General features: G+C 69.6%; 12 protein-coding genes. 11 read left to right on the top strand and 1 reads right to left on the bottom strand.

Going from position 1 to position 16,009, the window contains the following annotated elements; all coding sequences use genetic code 11:
• Positions 1-11: 11 nt before the first annotated feature.
• The 4 genes from ACIHFB_RS25200 to ACIHFB_RS25185 are packed head-to-tail and all read left to right on the top strand — an operon-like array spanning position 12 to position 5,223.
• Positions 12-1,601, top strand: coding sequence for an ABC transporter ATP-binding protein (locus ACIHFB_RS25200; RefSeq protein WP_400127965.1), 1,590 nt, complete (start codon positions 12-14; stop codon positions 1,599-1,601).
• Positions 1,598-2,719, top strand: coding sequence for an ABC transporter permease (locus ACIHFB_RS25195; protein WP_365281794.1), 1,122 nt, complete (start codon positions 1,598-1,600; stop codon positions 2,717-2,719). Before ACIHFB_RS25200 ends, ACIHFB_RS25195 begins: the two co-directional genes overlap by 4 nt.
• On the top strand, positions 2,716-3,651 hold the full coding sequence (locus tag ACIHFB_RS25190) for an ABC transporter permease (RefSeq protein ID WP_365281793.1): 936 nt from the start codon (positions 2,716-2,718) through the stop codon (positions 3,649-3,651). Before ACIHFB_RS25195 ends, ACIHFB_RS25190 begins: the two co-directional genes overlap by 4 nt.
• Positions 3,652-3,702: 51 nt before the next feature.
• Positions 3,703-5,223 carry an esterase-like activity of phytase family protein gene (locus ACIHFB_RS25185; RefSeq protein ID WP_400127964.1) on the top strand — a complete coding sequence of 507 codons (1,521 nt, stop codon included), beginning with the start codon at positions 3,703-3,705 and terminating at the stop codon, positions 5,221-5,223.
• Between the two features lie 139 nt (positions 5,224-5,362).
• Here ACIHFB_RS25185 and ACIHFB_RS25180 read toward each other — a convergent pair whose 3' ends face one another.
• Entirely contained in the window at positions 5,363-5,977 is a 615-nt protein-coding gene (locus ACIHFB_RS25180) for a helix-turn-helix domain-containing protein (protein WP_365281791.1), read from the bottom strand.
• 128 nt (positions 5,978-6,105) lie between these two features.
• Here ACIHFB_RS25180 and ACIHFB_RS25175 point away from each other — a divergent pair, with 128 nt between their 5' ends.
• The 7 genes from ACIHFB_RS25175 (at position 6,106) to ACIHFB_RS25145 (ending at position 15,873) form a co-directional block, all read left to right on the top strand.
• Positions 6,106-6,738 (top strand): NAD(P)H-dependent oxidoreductase, encoded by a 633-nt coding sequence (locus tag ACIHFB_RS25175; protein WP_365281790.1) that lies wholly within the window; start codon positions 6,106-6,108, stop codon positions 6,736-6,738.
• 273 nt (positions 6,739-7,011) lie between these two features.
• The gene (locus tag ACIHFB_RS25170) at positions 7,012-7,974 is read left to right on the top strand and encodes an SDR family NAD(P)-dependent oxidoreductase (RefSeq protein WP_365281789.1); all 963 of its coding nucleotides are present in this window, start codon (positions 7,012-7,014) and stop codon (positions 7,972-7,974) included.
• A 447-nt stretch (positions 7,975-8,421) separates the two neighbouring features.
• A complete protein-coding gene (locus ACIHFB_RS25165) occupies positions 8,422-11,127 on the top strand; it encodes an AAA family ATPase (protein WP_365281788.1) in 2,706 nt (901 codons plus the stop codon).
• Between the two features lie 142 nt (positions 11,128-11,269).
• Positions 11,270-12,283 carry a hypothetical protein gene (locus ACIHFB_RS25160; RefSeq protein WP_365281787.1) on the top strand — a complete coding sequence of 338 codons (1,014 nt, stop codon included), beginning with the start codon at positions 11,270-11,272 and terminating at the stop codon, positions 12,281-12,283.
• Positions 12,284-12,557: 274 nt separating this feature from the next.
• A complete protein-coding gene (gene hppD, locus ACIHFB_RS25155; protein WP_365281786.1) occupies positions 12,558-13,763 on the top strand; it encodes a 4-hydroxyphenylpyruvate dioxygenase in 1,206 nt (401 codons plus the stop codon).
• Positions 13,764-13,892: 129 nt separating this feature from the next.
• Complete coding sequence (gene fahA, locus ACIHFB_RS25150) at positions 13,893-15,083, top strand: fumarylacetoacetase (RefSeq protein WP_365281785.1); 1,191 nt, start codon at positions 13,893-13,895, stop codon at positions 15,081-15,083.
• 112 nt (positions 15,084-15,195) lie between these two features.
• The gene (locus ACIHFB_RS25145) at positions 15,196-15,873 is read left to right on the top strand and encodes a GntR family transcriptional regulator (RefSeq protein WP_365281784.1); all 678 of its coding nucleotides are present in this window, start codon (positions 15,196-15,198) and stop codon (positions 15,871-15,873) included.
• The last annotated feature ends 136 nt before the right edge of the window (positions 15,874-16,009 follow it).

Raw genomic sequence — 16,009 nt, 5'->3', positions numbered from 1 at the left:
GAACGGCCTTGATGATGAACGAGCCATGGGGCAAGGACGGACCGGCCGTCGCCGCCCGCAAGGTCACCAAGACCTACACCAACGGGGTACGCGCGGTGCGAGCCGTGGACCTGGAGGTCCCGCCGGGAGAGATCCGGGCGGTCGTGGGCGAGAACGGCGCGGGCAAGTCCACGCTGATGAAGATGTTCTACGGCCTGGAGCAGCCCAGTGCGGGCGAGATCCTGGTGGGCGGCCGGCCGCGTGTGCTGCGGGGTCCGGCCTCGGCGATCACGCTGGGCGTGGGCATGGTGCACCAGAACCTCATGCTGGTGCCGTCCTTCACCATCGCCCAGAACGTCGTGCTCGGCGTGGAGCCGGGCCGTCGCGGTCTGGTCGACACGAAGGAGGCCGTGGAGACGACCGCCCGACTCGCCGAGGAGTCCGGACTCGTCGTCGACCCCAGGGCGCGCGTCGACGAGGTGTCGGTCGGGATGCGTCAGCGCACCGAGATCCTCAAGGCGCTCCACCGGCGGGCCCGAGTGCTGATCCTCGACGAGCCGACCGCCGTGCTCACCCCGCAGGAGACCGAGGACCTGTTCGCCGCCGTGCGCCACCTGCGCGACGCCGGAATGACCGTGCTGTTCATATCGCACAAGCTGCGCGAAGTACGGGAGATCAGTGACAAAGTGAGCGTGATGCGCGCCGGCTCCCTGGTGGGGACGGTCGCCACCGCCGACGCCACCGAGCGCTCCCTCGCCTCCATGATGGTCGGCCGTGACCTCACCCTGGACGTGGACCGCACCCCGGCACGCCCCGCGGAGACCACTCTGCGGGTACGAGGTCTCGGCTACGAGACTCCGTACGGACAGTCCTTGCACGGCCTGGACTTCGGCGTCGCCGCCGGGGAGATCGTCGGCGTGGCCGGCATCGAGGGCAACGGACAGAGCGAACTCGCCGAAATCCTCGCCGGGTTGCGCCGCCCCACCGCGGGCACGGTCCACATCGACGGCACCGACACGGCCGGTCTCGACGTGGCTGGACACCGCAGGGCCGGCATCGGCTACATACCGGAGGACCGGCTGCACAACGGCGCCGCCCTCGACGCGTCGATCGCCGACAACCTCGTCGTCGACCGCTACGACCAACCGCCCCTCGCCCGCCGTGGCGTCCTGCACCCGCGCGCCGTACGCGCCCACGCCGACCGGCTGATCGACCAGTACGCGATCCGCACCCCCGACCCGACGGTCCCGGTACGCGCGCTGTCCGGCGGCAACGTGCAGAAGGTGATCGTCGCCCGCGAACTCTCCGCCGGACCAAGGCTGTTGATCGCCTCCCAGGTGACCCGCGGGGTGGACATCGGGGCGATGCGGTTCATGTACGAGCGTCTGGTCGCCGCGCGCGACGAGGGCGCCGCCGTCCTGCTGATCTCCGCCGACCTCACCGAACTCCTTGCCCTCTCCGACCGGTTGCTCGTCCTCAAGGACGGCCGCCTGGCCGCCCGGTTCGACGACACCACCGGCCTCACCGAGAAGCGGGTCGGCCTCTACATGCTCGGCGTCGAGCAGCACGACCGAGAGCAGCTCACGGCCGACCTGGACGACCTGGGGGAGGAGGCCTCGTGACCACCACCCCCATGACAGCGATCGAGACCGAGGACCGCCGCCAGTACCGCACGACCCGGCGCCGTGACCTCGCCGTCGATCTCAGCATGGCCCTGGCCACCATCGTGGCCGCCCTGGCCATCGGCTTCCTCGTCATGCTCGCCACCGGCAACGACCCGATACGCGCCTACGAGGCGATGCTCACCGGTCCGCTGGACCGCTCCTTCCGCGTCGGCCGCTGGCTGGAGGACGCCACCACGCTCACCCTGCTCGGCCTGTCCGTCGCGATCCCCTTCCGCGCCCGGCAGATCAGCCTCGGCGCCGAAAGCCAGGTGTACGCCGGTGCGTTGGCGGCCGCAACCGTCGCGATCTTCGTGCCGTTGCCGCCCGTCGTCGCCGTGCTCGTGCCCATGGCCGCGGCTGCCGCCGCGGGCGCCGGCCTGGGCCTGGTGCCCGGAGCGATGAAGGCACGCCTCGGCGCCAACGAGATCGTCGCCACGCTGATGCTCAACGCCATCGTCGTCCGCGTCTATGACTACCTGGTCAACGGCCCGCTCAAGGAGTCGGGCAGCAGCGCCGTGCACTCGGAGAACATCCGGTCCGACTCCGCGCTGACCCCGCTGAGCGACCTGTTCGGCATCCCGCTGGGCCGGGCCAACCTCGGCCTCGGGCTGATGCTGCTGACCGCCGTCGCGCTGTGGCTGCTCATCACCCGCACCCCGCTCGGCTACCGCATCCGGATGACCGGGGCCAACCCCGACTTCGCGGCGTACGGCGGCATCCGCGTGCCCCGCGTCATCGAGTGGAGCTTCGTGATCGGCGGAGCCGTCGCAGGTCTCGCCGGTGCCCATCTCGTCCAAGGCGTGTACGGACGCCTCGAACCAGGGCTCGCCGGAAGCCTCGCCTTCGAAGGGATCGTGGTCGCCCTGCTCGCCAGGAACAACCCGCTGGTCGTCGTGGTCGCCGGACTCTTCTACTCCTACCTGCGCGCCGGGGGCGACATCATGGAACAGCAGACGGACGTCGGCGCCGAGATCGTGGTGGTCATCCAGGCGGTCATCGTGCTGCTGGTCACTGCCCAGGCCCTGCCGAACCTGCTCAAGCGGCGCATCGCGCGGAGGCAGGTGGGCGTCCGATGAGTTCCGTACTCGACGTCGTCCTCAGCAGCGCCTTCCTCGCGGCTGTGTTGCGGATCGCCACGCCCTACCTGCTCGCCGCGTTCGGCGGCCTGGTCGCCGAACGTGCCGGCATCAGCAACATCGCGCTGGACGGCCAGATGCTATCCGCCGCCTGTACTGGCGCGCTGGTCGCCGGCTACAGCGGCTCCGTTGCGCTGGGCGCGGTCGCCGGAGTCGCGGTGGCGGCGCTTCTGGGCGTGCTGCTCGCCGCGCTGCGGCTCGAACTGGGCGCCGACGCGATCATCGCGGGCATCGGCCTCAACCTTCTCGCCTCCGGCGGCACCGCCTACGCCGTCTACAGCCTCCTCGATGACAAGGGCGGCACCTCCGGCCTCAAGAGCGGCAGCCTGCCCACGGTCACCCTGCCCGGGATCGAGCACATCCCCGTGATCGGCGATGTGCTGAGCGGCCAGAACATGGTCACCTGGCTGGCCTTCCTGGCCGCGCCGTTCGTCGCCTGGCTGTTCTACCGCACCCGCTTCGGCTTCCACCTGCGCGCGGTCGGCGAGACGCCGGACGCGGCGGCATCGGTCGGGATCGCTGTACGGCGCGTCCAGTACACCGGACTCGCTCTCAGCGGGGCCCTCGCCGGACTCGGCGGGGTCTTCCTCAGCATGGGCTACGTCTCCTTCTTCGTAAGGGACATGACGGCCGGCCGCGGCTTCATCGCCCTCGCCGCCGTATTCCTCGGCGGCCTGCGGCCATGGGGTGTCTTCCTCGCCGCACTCGGCTTCGGAGCGGCGGAGGCACTGGCCGTACAACTCGGCACGCTCGACGTGCCCCCGCAGTTGGTGGCGACGATCCCGTACGTGATGACGCTGGCCGCACTCGCGCTGTACGCGTGGCGCCGCAAGCGCCGGGGCGGTGCTGTGCCGGCCACCGCCTCTCTCTGACGCCTCCGCAATACCCGACTTCCGTCATCCACAGGGCTTGGAAGGACATCCATGTGCCACAAATCCCCAGCGCGCCGCAGACGCGCGTTCCTCGCCTCCCTCGCCACGGCCGGGCTCCTCGCCGGCCCGGCCCTCACGAACGCCTTCGCGGCCGAACCCGAGGCGGACCGCTCACGGAAGTCGCAGGACGTGCGGCTCCTCGACACCCTCACGGTGCCCGCCGGGACAACCGAACTCGGCATGCCGTTCGGCGGGCTGTCCGGCATCGACTACAACCCGCGGTCCGGCGAGTACGTCGCCATCAGCGACGACCGCTCGGAGAACGGCAAGGCCCGCTTCTACACCCTCCGACTGCCGCTCGACGGGGCTGCGTTCGCCGAGGCCAAGCCCGCCCTCGACGGTTTGATCGTGCTCGTCGACACCACCGGTGAACCCTTCGCCCCCAAGGCGGTCGACCCCGAGGCCATCCGCTGGACCCCGGGCGGCAGGAGCCTGCTGTGGACCAGCGAGGGCGCCTCTTCCGCCGGGCAGCCCGCCTTCGTCCGTGAGGCGGCCACCTCCGGCGGGTACGTACGCGAACTGCCGCTCCCCAAGGCGTACGCCCCCGTCCGCTCGGCCTCGGGCACACTCACCGCCGGGGTGCGCAACAACCAGGCCCTGGAAGGACTCGCCCTCTCCCCGGACGGGCGCACGGTGACCACCATCACCGAGAACGCCCTCGTCCAGGACGGCCCCGCGGCCGGGCTGACGGTCAAGAGCCCGTCCCGGCTGCTGCTGATGGACCGTCGGACAGGTGAGCCGAAGGGGGAGCACGTCTACGAGGTCGACCCGATCTCCGACGCGCCCACCGCGCCACTGCCCCCGCCGGTCGGCACGTACGCGGCGGACCGCGGAGTCTCCGAGATCCTCGCGATCAACGAGACCGACTACCTCACCGTCGAGCGGTCCTTCGCCTCCGGTGTCGGCTTCTCCATCCGCCTCTACTGGACCAGCACCATCGGCGCGGCGGACGTCAACGGCAAGGAGGCACTGTCCGGCACCGAGAAGCCGATGCCGATGCCGAAGAAACTGCTGTACGACTTCACCACCTCCGGCACCGACGCCGACAACGTCGAGGGCATCACCTGGGGACCGCAACTGCCCGACGGCTCCCGCTCACTCGTCCTCGTCGCCGACGACAACTTCGGCTTCAACGGCAGCGTCACGAAGTTCCACCTGCTGTCCGTCCGGCCGGATCTCCTCGCCACCCGCACGCCGGACGTCAACGGCGACGGTGTCGTCAGTGCCAAGGACCTGGCGGCCCTTCCGACCGCCGGCCCGGCCGGAGACCTCGACGGCAACGGCCGTACGGACGCCGCCGACGTCCGGCTCTGGATCTCGTACACCCGCGCCTTCCCCACGACCCAGAAGCGCCGGAGTCCACTGTTGACGGCCAACCTCTGTCCTTCAACGACTTCGACGGCTACCTGGAGCCGCCCACCGCACGGCCGCCGAACGCGCCGGCACGCAGATCCACGAACGCAACGCGGCACGCGGGTGAGGCGAACGGCCTGTGCTACTCGGCTGCGCTGAGCGCTCACAACGCTGACATCGGCGGGGCCTTCCACCGAGGCGTGGTGGAAGCCCGGGTGGCATCAGAGCAGGGCGATGTCGTCGCGTCCACGACTCGCTCATGGCGGCGGAACTCTGGGTGCGGTTGCGGATCTGTTGATCAGGGTCGGCAGACACGCTGTGCGAGGTCCTGCCAGCCCTGTGCGACTCGTTCCTCGATCCGATGGGCAGCTTCGGTGAGGTCGGTCGCGGACAGGTAGAGCAGGAGTGGTCCGTCCAGGGCAGCAGTGAGCTGGACGGCCAGGACGTCGAGGTCGGCGGCGCCGAGGGGAATCTGCTCCAGCAGCATTCGGATGTGCAGCCGGGAGAGCGGTGTCTCGGCTCCGGCCGGCACGGACTGGCTGCCGTCCAGGGCGGCGCGGGCGATCTCACGATGCTCCATGAGGAAGTGGACGCGGGCCCGCCCGTAGGCGATCAGGCGGTCCAGTGGTGCGGCGCCCGGGCCCAGCGGCGGCGGCCCGGACATGACCTGTTCCTGGAAGACCTGCTCGTCGTCCTCCAGTAGCGCCTGGAAGATCCCCGCTCGGGTGCGGAACCGACGGAACACCGTCCCCTTGCCCAGTCCCGCCCGCTCGGCCAGTCCATCCATGGTCAGTTTGTCCGCGCCCTGTTCGGCGAGCATCTCGCGGGCCGAGGCCAGGAGATGAAGCCGGTTGCGTGCGGCGTCGGCGCGCTCGGCACGCGGCATTCCCAAGGGCAGAACAGGTCGATCCACAGGAGTCACTCTACCGGCGGGAATAGTAAACGGGGTAAAGTCCGTTTACGCTCGTGTGCGGCGACACCGCCGATACGCCACCGCGACTGCCCCCTGGGGCACAACAGCACTGACCTGGAGAAACACTGATGAGCCTGTACCGCCTGGACGCCAGCATCCTGCCGGGCACCTCGACCAGCGCCGAGCTCGCCGAGGTGCTGGAGGCTGAATGGTCCGCCGCCCGCCCCGGCGAGCCGGTAGTGCGCCGCCACCTGGGCACCGATCCGCTGCCGGCCGAAGCCTGGGCGCTCGCGACCACCGCCGGTTTCACGCCCGAGGGCGAGCGCACCCCGGCCCAGCGCGAGGCCCTGGCCCTGGCCGCCGGTCTGACGGCGGAGGTGACCGATGCGGAGGCCGTCCTGTTGGCGGTCCCGCTCTACAACTTCGGCGTCTCCCAGCACTTCAAGGCCTGGATCGACCTCGTCGCCGCCGGAGCCGGAGACGCCACCGGCCTGCTGAAGGACAAGCCCGTCGCTCTGGTCACCGTCCGCGGAGGCGGCTACGGACCTGGCACTCCCCGCGAGGGCTGGGACCACTCCACCCCCTACCTCCGGCGCATCCTCGGTGACTGGTGGCAGGCCGACCTCACCGTGATCGAAAGGGAACTCACCCTCGCCGCCAGCACCCCCGCCATGGAAGGCCTCAAGGACCTGGCCGCTCAACGGCACGCCGAGGCCCTCGACGCCGCCCGCCAGACCGGCCGCAGCCTGGGCGCCGAGTAGCCGGACCATCTCCGCGGCGCGAGAGACGTCCGTCGACTACGGACCCGATGTGCCACTCGACGAGATCGCCCACCGCGCGGGTGCCACCAACGTCACAGTCTGCCGGCGCCCCTCCGACCCCGCTCAGCTGATCCGGCACGTCACACCCCCTGCCGGGCGTCGATGGCTTCGTCCACTGTCATCTGCAGCTGGGCGTGGAGGGATTGCAAATCCGGCGCACTCGGTACTTCCCGGGTGCGCCGCCACCCGGAGAACCTCGGAAAGGGAATGTCCGTGAACACATCATGGAACTCAGTCGCAAGAGATTCCAAAGCCTCCACGAAGCGGAAGACTTCCCTCAAAGGGATTCCGGACCCGAGTGTGACCGTACGGCCGATTCCGCTCGAGCAGCTTGACCTCTCGTCCAAGAGGCTGACCGTCATCGGTGGGACCAACGGCCTCGGACGAGCCATCGCCCAGCAAGCCCTGGCGCGAGGTGCGGATGTCACCGTGGTCGGACGGACGTTGCGCGATGCCCCGGCTGCCCGGCTGACGTTCGTGGCTGCCGACTTGTCGTCGATGAGCGAGGCTCTCCGTCTGGGCAGCGAACTCCCGGTGGAATCCTCCGACGTTGTGCTCTTCACCACTGGAATCATCGCGGCCAGGACACGGGAAGAGACGCCGGAACAGGTCGAGCGGGATGTGGCAATCAGCTATCTGAGCCGTCTCGCGCTCCTGCAAGGCATGAGCCCCAGAATCGGATCAGCGCGAGAAGACGGTGCACCCAGGCCCCGCGTCTTCGTCATGGGATCCCCCGGCACGGGAGCGACCGGAAACCCTGACGACCTCAACTCCGAGGAGAGCTACAAATCCATGGTGGCGCACGGCAACACCGTCGCCGGAAACGAGGCCCTCGTACTCGGCGCGAAGGATAGATTCCCGGGTCCTGCATTCTTCGGCCTGGGCCCCTACCTCATCAAAACCGACATCCGCAGCAATTTCTTGGGCGACGGCAGCATCACGCACAGGCTGGTCGAGACCGCCGTCGGCATCTTCATGCAGGCGCCCGAGACATATGCGAAGAGGATGGTGCCGCTGCTTTTCGCGCCGGAACTCGAAGGTCGGACAGGGCTCATGTTCGGACACAAGGCCCAGCCGATCCTGCCGACTCAAGGCTTCGACGACGCCTACGTCGACCGCTACTTGTCGGCCTCCGAAGCTCTCTTGCGGCGCGCACTCGAAACGGCAGCAACGTGACAGCACTCCCAGGACTGCACCAGACCCGGAATCAGTGAGGTCTGTCAGCGCGGCCACCGATCGGATGACATGAGCCGTGGCCGCAACGGACGAGGCTCCCGTGCCGTCGAGGGAGGTGGTTCACGATGCTCATCGTCAGCGTGACGCGAAGGATGACTTGCGGGTGGGCCGGAGCTCTGAGTGGGTGTTCTGCGATGGTTCGTCCGCCCTCGTGAAGATTGAAGACAGATTGCTGGGTTCGGCGGCTTGCGGTTCGCCGGGGATGCGGTGTTCTGGTGGACGTGGGCGAGCATCAGCCGTACCCGCGCGACCTGTCGGACGAGGCGTGAGAGGCGGAACGAACGCGTCCGCCGGCTTCGACGATGTCCGGGCATGGACGGCGTGCCGCTTCCTCGCCACGATGCGCGGGGACCGACGGCATGGAGGTGCACCGTGGATGCTCCCTTTGTGGGACGTGCTGAGGCGCTCGCACTGCTGGAGCAGGCGCTGGACCGGGCGCGCACGGGCGTCCCGCAACGGGTGCTGGTGGAGGGCCGGGCGGGCATCGGCAAGACGGCTCTCGTACGGCGGTTCATGGCCCTCGCGGGCGTACCGCGTGTGCTGTACGCCGAGGGAGCCGAGGCCGAGTCCGGTCTGGCCTTCGGGGTGCTGGGCCAGTTGCTGGCCGACGGTCCCGGCACGCCGGCGGACGGCGGGGGATGGGCGGACTCTCCGGCGGCGGGGGCGGGTCTGATCGAGGTCATCGATGAGGCGCAGGGTCCCGGCGGGGACGTGGTGACCGTCGTGGTCGACGACGCGCAGTGGGCCGACCATCCCTCATTGCAGGCCCTGACCTTCGCGGTGCGGAGACTGCGCGCCGACCGCGTGGTGGCGATCGTGGTGGTACGGGACATCCACGACCTGCTGTTACCGGAGGGGCTGCGCCGGCTGTGGACGGCCGCGGACGCAGTGCGGATCAGACTCGAAGGGCTGGCCCCCGCAGAACTCCGCCTCCTCAGCCGCGGACTGGGCACGGGACGGCTCACGGCCCGGGCAGCCGCGCGGCTGCACACGCACACCGCGGGCAACCCGTTGCACGCCCAGGTGCTGCTCGAACAGGCGGGCCTCGGTCTGCTCGACGACCTGGAGCGCAGCGACAGCACTCTGCCCGCCCCGAAGTCCTTCACCGCGCTCGTGCTGGCCAGGCTCTCCGCCTGCACCCCCGCGACCGAGGCCCTGGTGAGCGCGGCAAGCGTGCTCGGTGTCCGCGGCGCCCTCGACGCGGCCGCCGTACTCGCCGGCCAGGACAATCCGCTGCCCGCCCTGGAACAGGCCGTGTCCGCGGGGCTGTTGACCGAACGGGTGGGCGATCACGTGGTGTGCTTCCCGCACCCGCTCATCCATGCGGCCGTCTACCATCAGCTCGGCCCCGCCCGGCGGGCCGCGCTGCATCTGCGCGCCGCCGACCTCACTGGTGACGAGTCGCTGGCCCTGCGCCACCGGGCCCGCGCGGCCACCGGTCCGGATCGTGCGCTGGCAGGGGACCTGACCGCGCTCGGCCGCCGGCTCGCCGCCGAGCGGGCCTGGTCGAGCGCCGCCGGACAACTGTCCACCGCGGCCAGGCTGAGCCCCGACCGAGCCGCGTACGAACAGCTCACCCTGGAGGCCGTCGAATGCCGGCTGCTCGCGGGCGAGGTGCCCGACACCGCCGAAGCCGCCCAGCGGATCCAGGGGTTCACCCAGAGCGCGTGGCGCAGCTACCTCCTCGGCCGGCTCACGCTGTCCGACATGGACCGGTCCGAGGCACTGCTGCACGACGCCTGGAACCGCTGCGACCCCGAGACCGAGCCGGTACTCGGCGCGCGGATCGCCGGCCAGTTCGCCGCGCTGTACGGAAGCATGCTGCGCGGCGACGACCAGGCCGAGTGGGCGCAACTGGCACTGCGGCTCGCGCCCGACTCCACCGCCACCGACATGATCCGCTTCCTGGCGATCAGCGGGCAGGCGATGAGCGGACGGGCCCCGGAGGCACTCAGCGCGCTGGGCCGACTGGCAGACCCGGCCGTCGCCTCGCCCGCGGAACTCGAATTGCTGATGGGGCGGGCCGTGCTGCGCGGGTACACCGACGATCTGCCGGGCGCAGTGCGGGACTTGACGGGGGTCCTGGGGGCCTGCCACTCGCGCTCGGCGATGTTCCGGGTGATCGCAGCGACCATACTCGCCTGGTACGAGTACCAGACGGGTCACTGGGACGACTCGATGGTCCACTGTGATCTGGCGCTTTCCCTGGCAGCCGACACCGACCAGCCCCACATTGCCTTTTCCTGCCACATGAACGCCGCGCTGGTCCGGTCCGCCCGCGGAGAATGGGTCGAAGCCGCCGGACATGCGCGTGTCACCAGGGAGTACGCGGCCTCGGGGCACCCCTATCCCGTGGTGCAAGCGGCTCTCTCCGCGGCTTACTTGGCCCGCGCTCGCGGGCGACCCGAGGAGGTCGTCGCCGCCCTGGAGCCGCTGCTCGCACTCGGCAGGCGTGGCCCGTTCGAGGAACCGGGCATGATTCCCTGGCCGGATCTCCTCGCCGACGCCTGGACCGCACTCGGCGAACACAAACGCGCCGAGGAAGCCCTGGGCCCGTACGAAGAGCTGGCGGCCGAGCGCGCCCATCACGGCACCCTGGCGCTCGCCGCCCGCAGCCGCGGAACCCTGGAGGCCGCGCAGGGTGACGCCGCCGCGGCCGAACGGGCCTTCCAGGCCGCTCACGGCCATGCCGAGCACACCCGGGCGCCGTTCGACCGAGCGCTGCTGCACCTTGCCCACGGACAGTTCCTGCGCCGGGCCGGTAAGCGCACCCTCGCGGGCGGGCAGTTGCGGGCCGCCAGGGAGATCCTCGTGCGGCTGGACGCCAAGCCCGACCTGGAGTGCTGTGAAAGGGAGTTGGCGGCCTGCGGTCTTGAGACCGGGGAGCGCAGGACCCGCGGGGCGGCCCTCCTCACCCCGCAGGAGCTGGCGGTGGCCCGCAGGGCGGCGTCCGGGCTCACCAACCGGCAGGTGGCCCGCGAACTCGTCATCAGCGTCAAGACCGTCGAATACCACCTCGGTCGGCTCTACCCGAAGCTCGGCATCGACTCCCGCCATCAACTCGCCTCCCGGCTCGCCGACGCACAGGACTAGGGAGCCCCTGGGGACGTTCCCCGGTGCCGCCGCGCGGCCGGCCGCCTAGCGTCGGCAGTGCCTTCGGGGGAACACCCGCGGAGGGAAGCCCGACTCGGGGGAGCGTGCCGAAGTGCCAGGTTCAGGTAACACCGATTCCATCGTGACCACCATTCCCAACGCCAAGGTCAGGGCAGTGGCCGAGCGCGTGGTGAAGGAGTTCCAGCTCGCCGCGGACAAGGTCGCGGTCCACCATGGGGAACCTGACAAGTTCCCGATGCCCACCGGCAGTTCCGCGACGGAACACCTGCTGGCCAAGCGGTTCAAGAACCTTGCCGAAGGCCGGAAGAAGGAGGCCGCGGGGCGGGTCGTGGCGGACTTGAAGAAGGCCGCTGCCCGGTCGAAGCGGTTCGGCGACCTCGCGAAGGTCGATCTGCGGTCCCCGACTCCGGTCGAGGCCCAGGTCCGGAGCATCCCCTTCCCGGACAAGCTGAAGTTCCCCGCCGACGAGCTGCGCGAGGTGCCCGCGACCGCGGTCCCGGAGAGCGCGCAGGCGGCGACCGCCGTGCCGCTGAACAAGCTGAAACTGCGGCTCCACCGGGTGACGTGCGTGGAGGAGACAAGCGAACTGGGTTCGGACGAGATCGACTACGGCGCCATCGAGACCGACGAGAGCGGCGACACCAGGAAGATCTCCCCGTTCAGGGTGGGCAGCTTCGACGACGGGGACGTGCACACGTATGCGCCGCCCCGGCAGGTCACCTTCTTCAGCCTGACCGAGAGCACGGTGCAGTTCCCGAAGTCGTACTTCGTCACCATGGCGCTGGCGGAGGTGGACTCGGGAGGCTTCACGGAATTCCTCAACGAACTGCTCGCCAAGGTCAAGAAGCAGGTCGTCGCCGCGATCGCGGCCGCCATCGGCGGGGCGATCGGTTCCCCCGGAGGGCCAATGGGGATCGCTATCGGAATCGCCGTGGGCTGGGCGGTCAGCCAGATCTTCGAGTACCTCAAGGGTTGGTGGGGCGACGAGTACTTCAAGCCGGTCACCGTCAGCACTGTCATTCCGTCGCTGACCAGCCGCTGGACCGGCAGCTCGGACAGCCCGGAGCGCACGGTGCAGTACGAGGGGCACGGCGGAAGGTATGACCTGGTCTACGACTGGCAGATGTTCAACTGACGGGGGCCGAGGCCGACGACGGCATCTTGTGTCGAGGACGGTCTCGGCGACCTGATCACGCCGCGGTTCCGGTGGAGTGGTCCTGCCCGATCTCCTGGGTGGGACCACCCTGAACGAGAACCGCCGCGCGCACTGTACATATTGTTCAGTCAATCAGTGAATTGCCTGGACAGATTGAGCAGTCTGCACGGATATCCCTGGACCTCTTGCCTGGAACCGCTGTGAGCGTCTGTGCTGGTTCTCGCCAAGCGTTGCGACAGCGAGGAGATGCGTTGTGAGTATCGAGCAGACTCTCACCAGCCAGGAGCGGCTGGCCGAACTGGATCTGACGCAGCTTCAGCAGCTGGTCGGCCTGGTCGAGTACGACGAGAAGAAGGATCCGTTCCCGGTGACGGGCTGGGACGCCGTGGAGTGGGTGGTGGGCAACGCCACGCAGGCGGCGCACTTCTACCAGTCGGCGTTCGGCATGGAGTTGGTCGCTTACTCGGGGCCCGAGACGGGCAACCGCGATCATCAGGCGTACGTGCTGCGCAGCGGTGCGATCCGGTTCGTATTCAAGGGCGCGGTGGACCCGGGCAGTGCCCTCGCCGACGTACATCGGGAACACGGCGACGGGGTGATCGACATCGCGCTCGAGGTGCCGGACGTCGACCGGTGCATCACGCATGCGAGGGCGCAGGGCGCCACCGTCGTGGAGGAGCCGCATGACATCAGTGACGAGCACGGCACCGTGCGCCGTGCCGCGATCGCCGCGTACGGACGGACCCGGCACACGCTCGTGGACCGCTCCCGCTACGACGGCCCCTACCTGCCGGGCTATGTGACCCGCAGGTCCTCGTACGTGAAGCGGGCGGGTGCGCCGCGGCGGATCTTCCAGGCGCTCGACCACGTGGTGGGCAATGTCGAAATCGGCATGATGGACACCTGGGTCGACTTCTACAACCGGGTCATGGGCTTCACGAACATGGCCGAATTCATCGGGGACGACATCGCCACCGAGTATTCGGCGCTCATGAGCAAGGTGGTCGCAAACGGCAACCATCGGGTGAAGTTCCCACTGAACGAGCCGGCCGTGGCGAAGAAGAAGTCGCAGATCGATGAGTTCCTTGAGTTCTACCAGGGCCCCGGGGCGCAGCATCTGGCACTGGCCACCAACGACATCATCGCCTCGGTCGACGCGCTGCGTGCCGAGGGCGTGGAGTTCCTGGCGACTCCCGATTCGTACTACGAGGACCCGGAGTTGCGTGCCCGGATCGGCGAGGTCCGGGTGCCGGTGGGGGAGTTGCAGCGGCGGGGAATCCTCGTCGACCGCGACGAGGACGGCTATCTGCTCCAGATCTTCACCAAGCCGATCGGCGACCGTCCCACGGTCTTCTTCGAGCTGATCGAGCGGCACGGCTCGCTCGGCTTCGGCAAAGGCAATTTCCAGGCCCTGTTCGAGGCGATCGAGCGCGAGCAGGCCAAGCGCGGCAACTTCTGACCGGCAGGCATGACGATGGCCTGCTCCCGATGGGTGGGAGCAGCTGACGATGCCCGATGCCCGATGCTCGTTGCCCGCGCTCGCCGAGCCCGCCCACGAAGCCCCCGAACTCGAAAGCGACACCAGCTCATGACCTGGCCAGACCTGCCGCCCGACGACCGGTTCGGGATCGACAACCTTCCCTACGGGGTGTTCTCGCCGCCCGCGGGTGCGCCCCGCGTCGGCGTCCGGGTAGGGGACCACGTCCTCGACCTCGCGGCCGTACTCGATGATCCGGTCTTCGCCCGGCCGGCGCTGAATCCCTTCATGGCGCAGGGGAGGGGGCGCTGGACGCAGGTGCGCGCGCACGTCACGGAGTTGCTCACCGACCGGCGGCATCAGGCGGCTGTCACGTCGCATCTGCACCCGCTCCCGGACGTGCGGCTGCATCTGCCCTTCGAGGTGGCCGACTATGTCGACTTCTACGCGAGCGAGCACCACGCGACGAACCTGGGCCGCCTCTTCCGTCCGGGCGGCGAACCGCTCACCCCCAACTGGAAGCACCTGCCCATCGGTTACCACGGAAGGGCCGGCACCGTGGTGGTGTCGGGCACCCACATCACCCGCCCGCGCGGCCAGCGCAAGAGCCCCGACGCGCCGGCCCCCGTCTTCGGCCCCACCCAGCGTCTGGACATCGAGGCGGAGGTCGGCTTCGTCATCGGTACAGGGTCCGCACTCGGCGAGCCGGTCTCGACGGCCGACTTCCGCGACCGGGTCTTCGGTGTCTGTCTGGTCAATGACTGGTCGGCGCGTGACGTGCAGGCTTGGGAGTACGTCCCCCTCGGGCCGTTCCTGGGAAAGTCGTTCGCCACGTCCGTCTCACCGTGGATCACTCCGCTGGATGCTCTGGACGCCGCCTGGACCGCCCCTCCCGTACGCGGCCTCGAGCCGCTCCCGTATCTCGCCGACGTCGGCAAACAGGGCCTGGACCTGAGCCTGACGGTCCACCTCAACGGCGCCGTCATCTCCAAGCCGCCGTTCGCCTCGATGTACTGGACCGGTGCGCAGATGCTGGCCCATATGACGGTCAACGGAGCCTCCTCCCGCACCGGCGATCTCTACGCGTCCGGCACGGTCAGCGGCCCGAACGCCGGCGAATGGGGATCTCTCATCGAACTCACCCAGGGTGGAGCCCGCCCCCTCACCCTGCCCGACGGCGGTGTACGCACCTTCCTGGAGGACGGCGACGAGGTCACCCTCAGCGGCACGGCACCCGGCAACGGCGGCGGCCGCATCGGCCTGGGCGAAGTCACCGGCCGGATCCGCCCCGCCCTGACCTGAACGACGGCAACGGCCCAAGGCGTCAACGGCGCGCTGTGAGGTGGGCGTACCATCCGTCGAGGAGTGCGGTCCGGCATTGCCTTCCTGGCTGAATGCAATGTATACGTTGTACATGCTTTCATCCGGTGGTCGTCCCGAAGAGCGTCCTGGGATCCACAACCAGGCCGAACTCGCCTACCGGCGGCTGCGCGAACGACTGACGGACGGGCACTACAGCCCAGGTGACCGCCTCACCGAACTGGGCATGTGCGAAGACCTCGGCATGAGCCGGACCCCCGTCCGTGAGGCGTTGCGCCGCTTGCAGAGCGACGGCCTGGTGACCTCGACGGGCCGTGGTGTGGTGGTCAGCTCGCTCTCTCCGGACGAGATGCTGCATGCCATGCACCTGCACGGTGCGCTGGACGCACTGGCCGCCAAGCTCGCCGCCACGGCGCAGCGTGAGGGTCAGTTGTCGCCCGCTCAGCTCGGCGGCCTCAAGGAAGCGGCGCACCGCGTGGAAGAGCGGGCCGAGGCCGGCGACGCGGCCGGGGCCTGGCGCGCCAACCTCGACTTCCACATGATGCTGGCCCGCCTCTCGGGCAATCCGCTGCTGGAGGACGCGCTCGACCGCATCTGGGCCCGGTTCGCCATAGTGAGCCTGAGCAACATCAACCGGCGCAGGGATCTGACGCCCCGCCAGCACGAGGGGATCCTCAGCGCCATCCTCGACGGCGACCCGGAGCGGGCGGAGGCCGCAGCGGCCGAGCACGTACGCGAGGCAGTGGAGAAGTTCGGAGAAGGACACCGCTGACGCGGAAGGCGCGCCGGGCCGAGGGCGGCTCCGTCCGTCCCGCGAGCCGGATGGTCTTCGGCGAGGCGGTGCTCGTTCCTGTGCCCGCCCGGCGGTCGGCAGGGCCCGGATCCGGCCAGTCCGCATCGGCAGCGCC

The sequence above is a fragment of the Streptomyces sp. NPDC051963 genome, assembly GCF_044593495.1.
GTDB lineage: Bacteria > Actinomycetota > Actinomycetes > Streptomycetales > Streptomycetaceae > Streptomyces.
Note: the sequence above shows the minus strand (reverse complement) of the source record. Positions and strands in the feature narration are given on the sequence as shown.

Excerpts from the sequence above, each read along its gene's own strand:
- ACIHFB_RS25200 (WP_400127965.1), top strand. The coding sequence starts at position 12 with ATGATGAACGAGCCATGGGGCAAGGACGGACCGGCCGTCGCCGCCCGC.
- ACIHFB_RS25190 (WP_365281793.1), top strand. The coding sequence starts at position 2,716 with ATGAGTTCCGTACTCGACGTCGTCCTCAGCAGCGCCTTCCTCGCGGCT.
- ACIHFB_RS25185 (WP_400127964.1), top strand. The coding sequence starts at position 3,703 with ATGTGCCACAAATCCCCAGCGCGCCGCAGACGCGCGTTCCTCGCCTCC.
- ACIHFB_RS25175 (WP_365281790.1), top strand. The coding sequence starts at position 6,106 with ATGAGCCTGTACCGCCTGGACGCCAGCATCCTGCCGGGCACCTCGACC.
- fahA (WP_365281785.1), top strand. The coding sequence starts at position 13,893 with ATGACCTGGCCAGACCTGCCGCCCGACGACCGGTTCGGGATCGACAAC.
- ACIHFB_RS25145 (WP_365281784.1), top strand. The coding sequence starts at position 15,196 with ATGCTTTCATCCGGTGGTCGTCCCGAAGAGCGTCCTGGGATCCACAAC.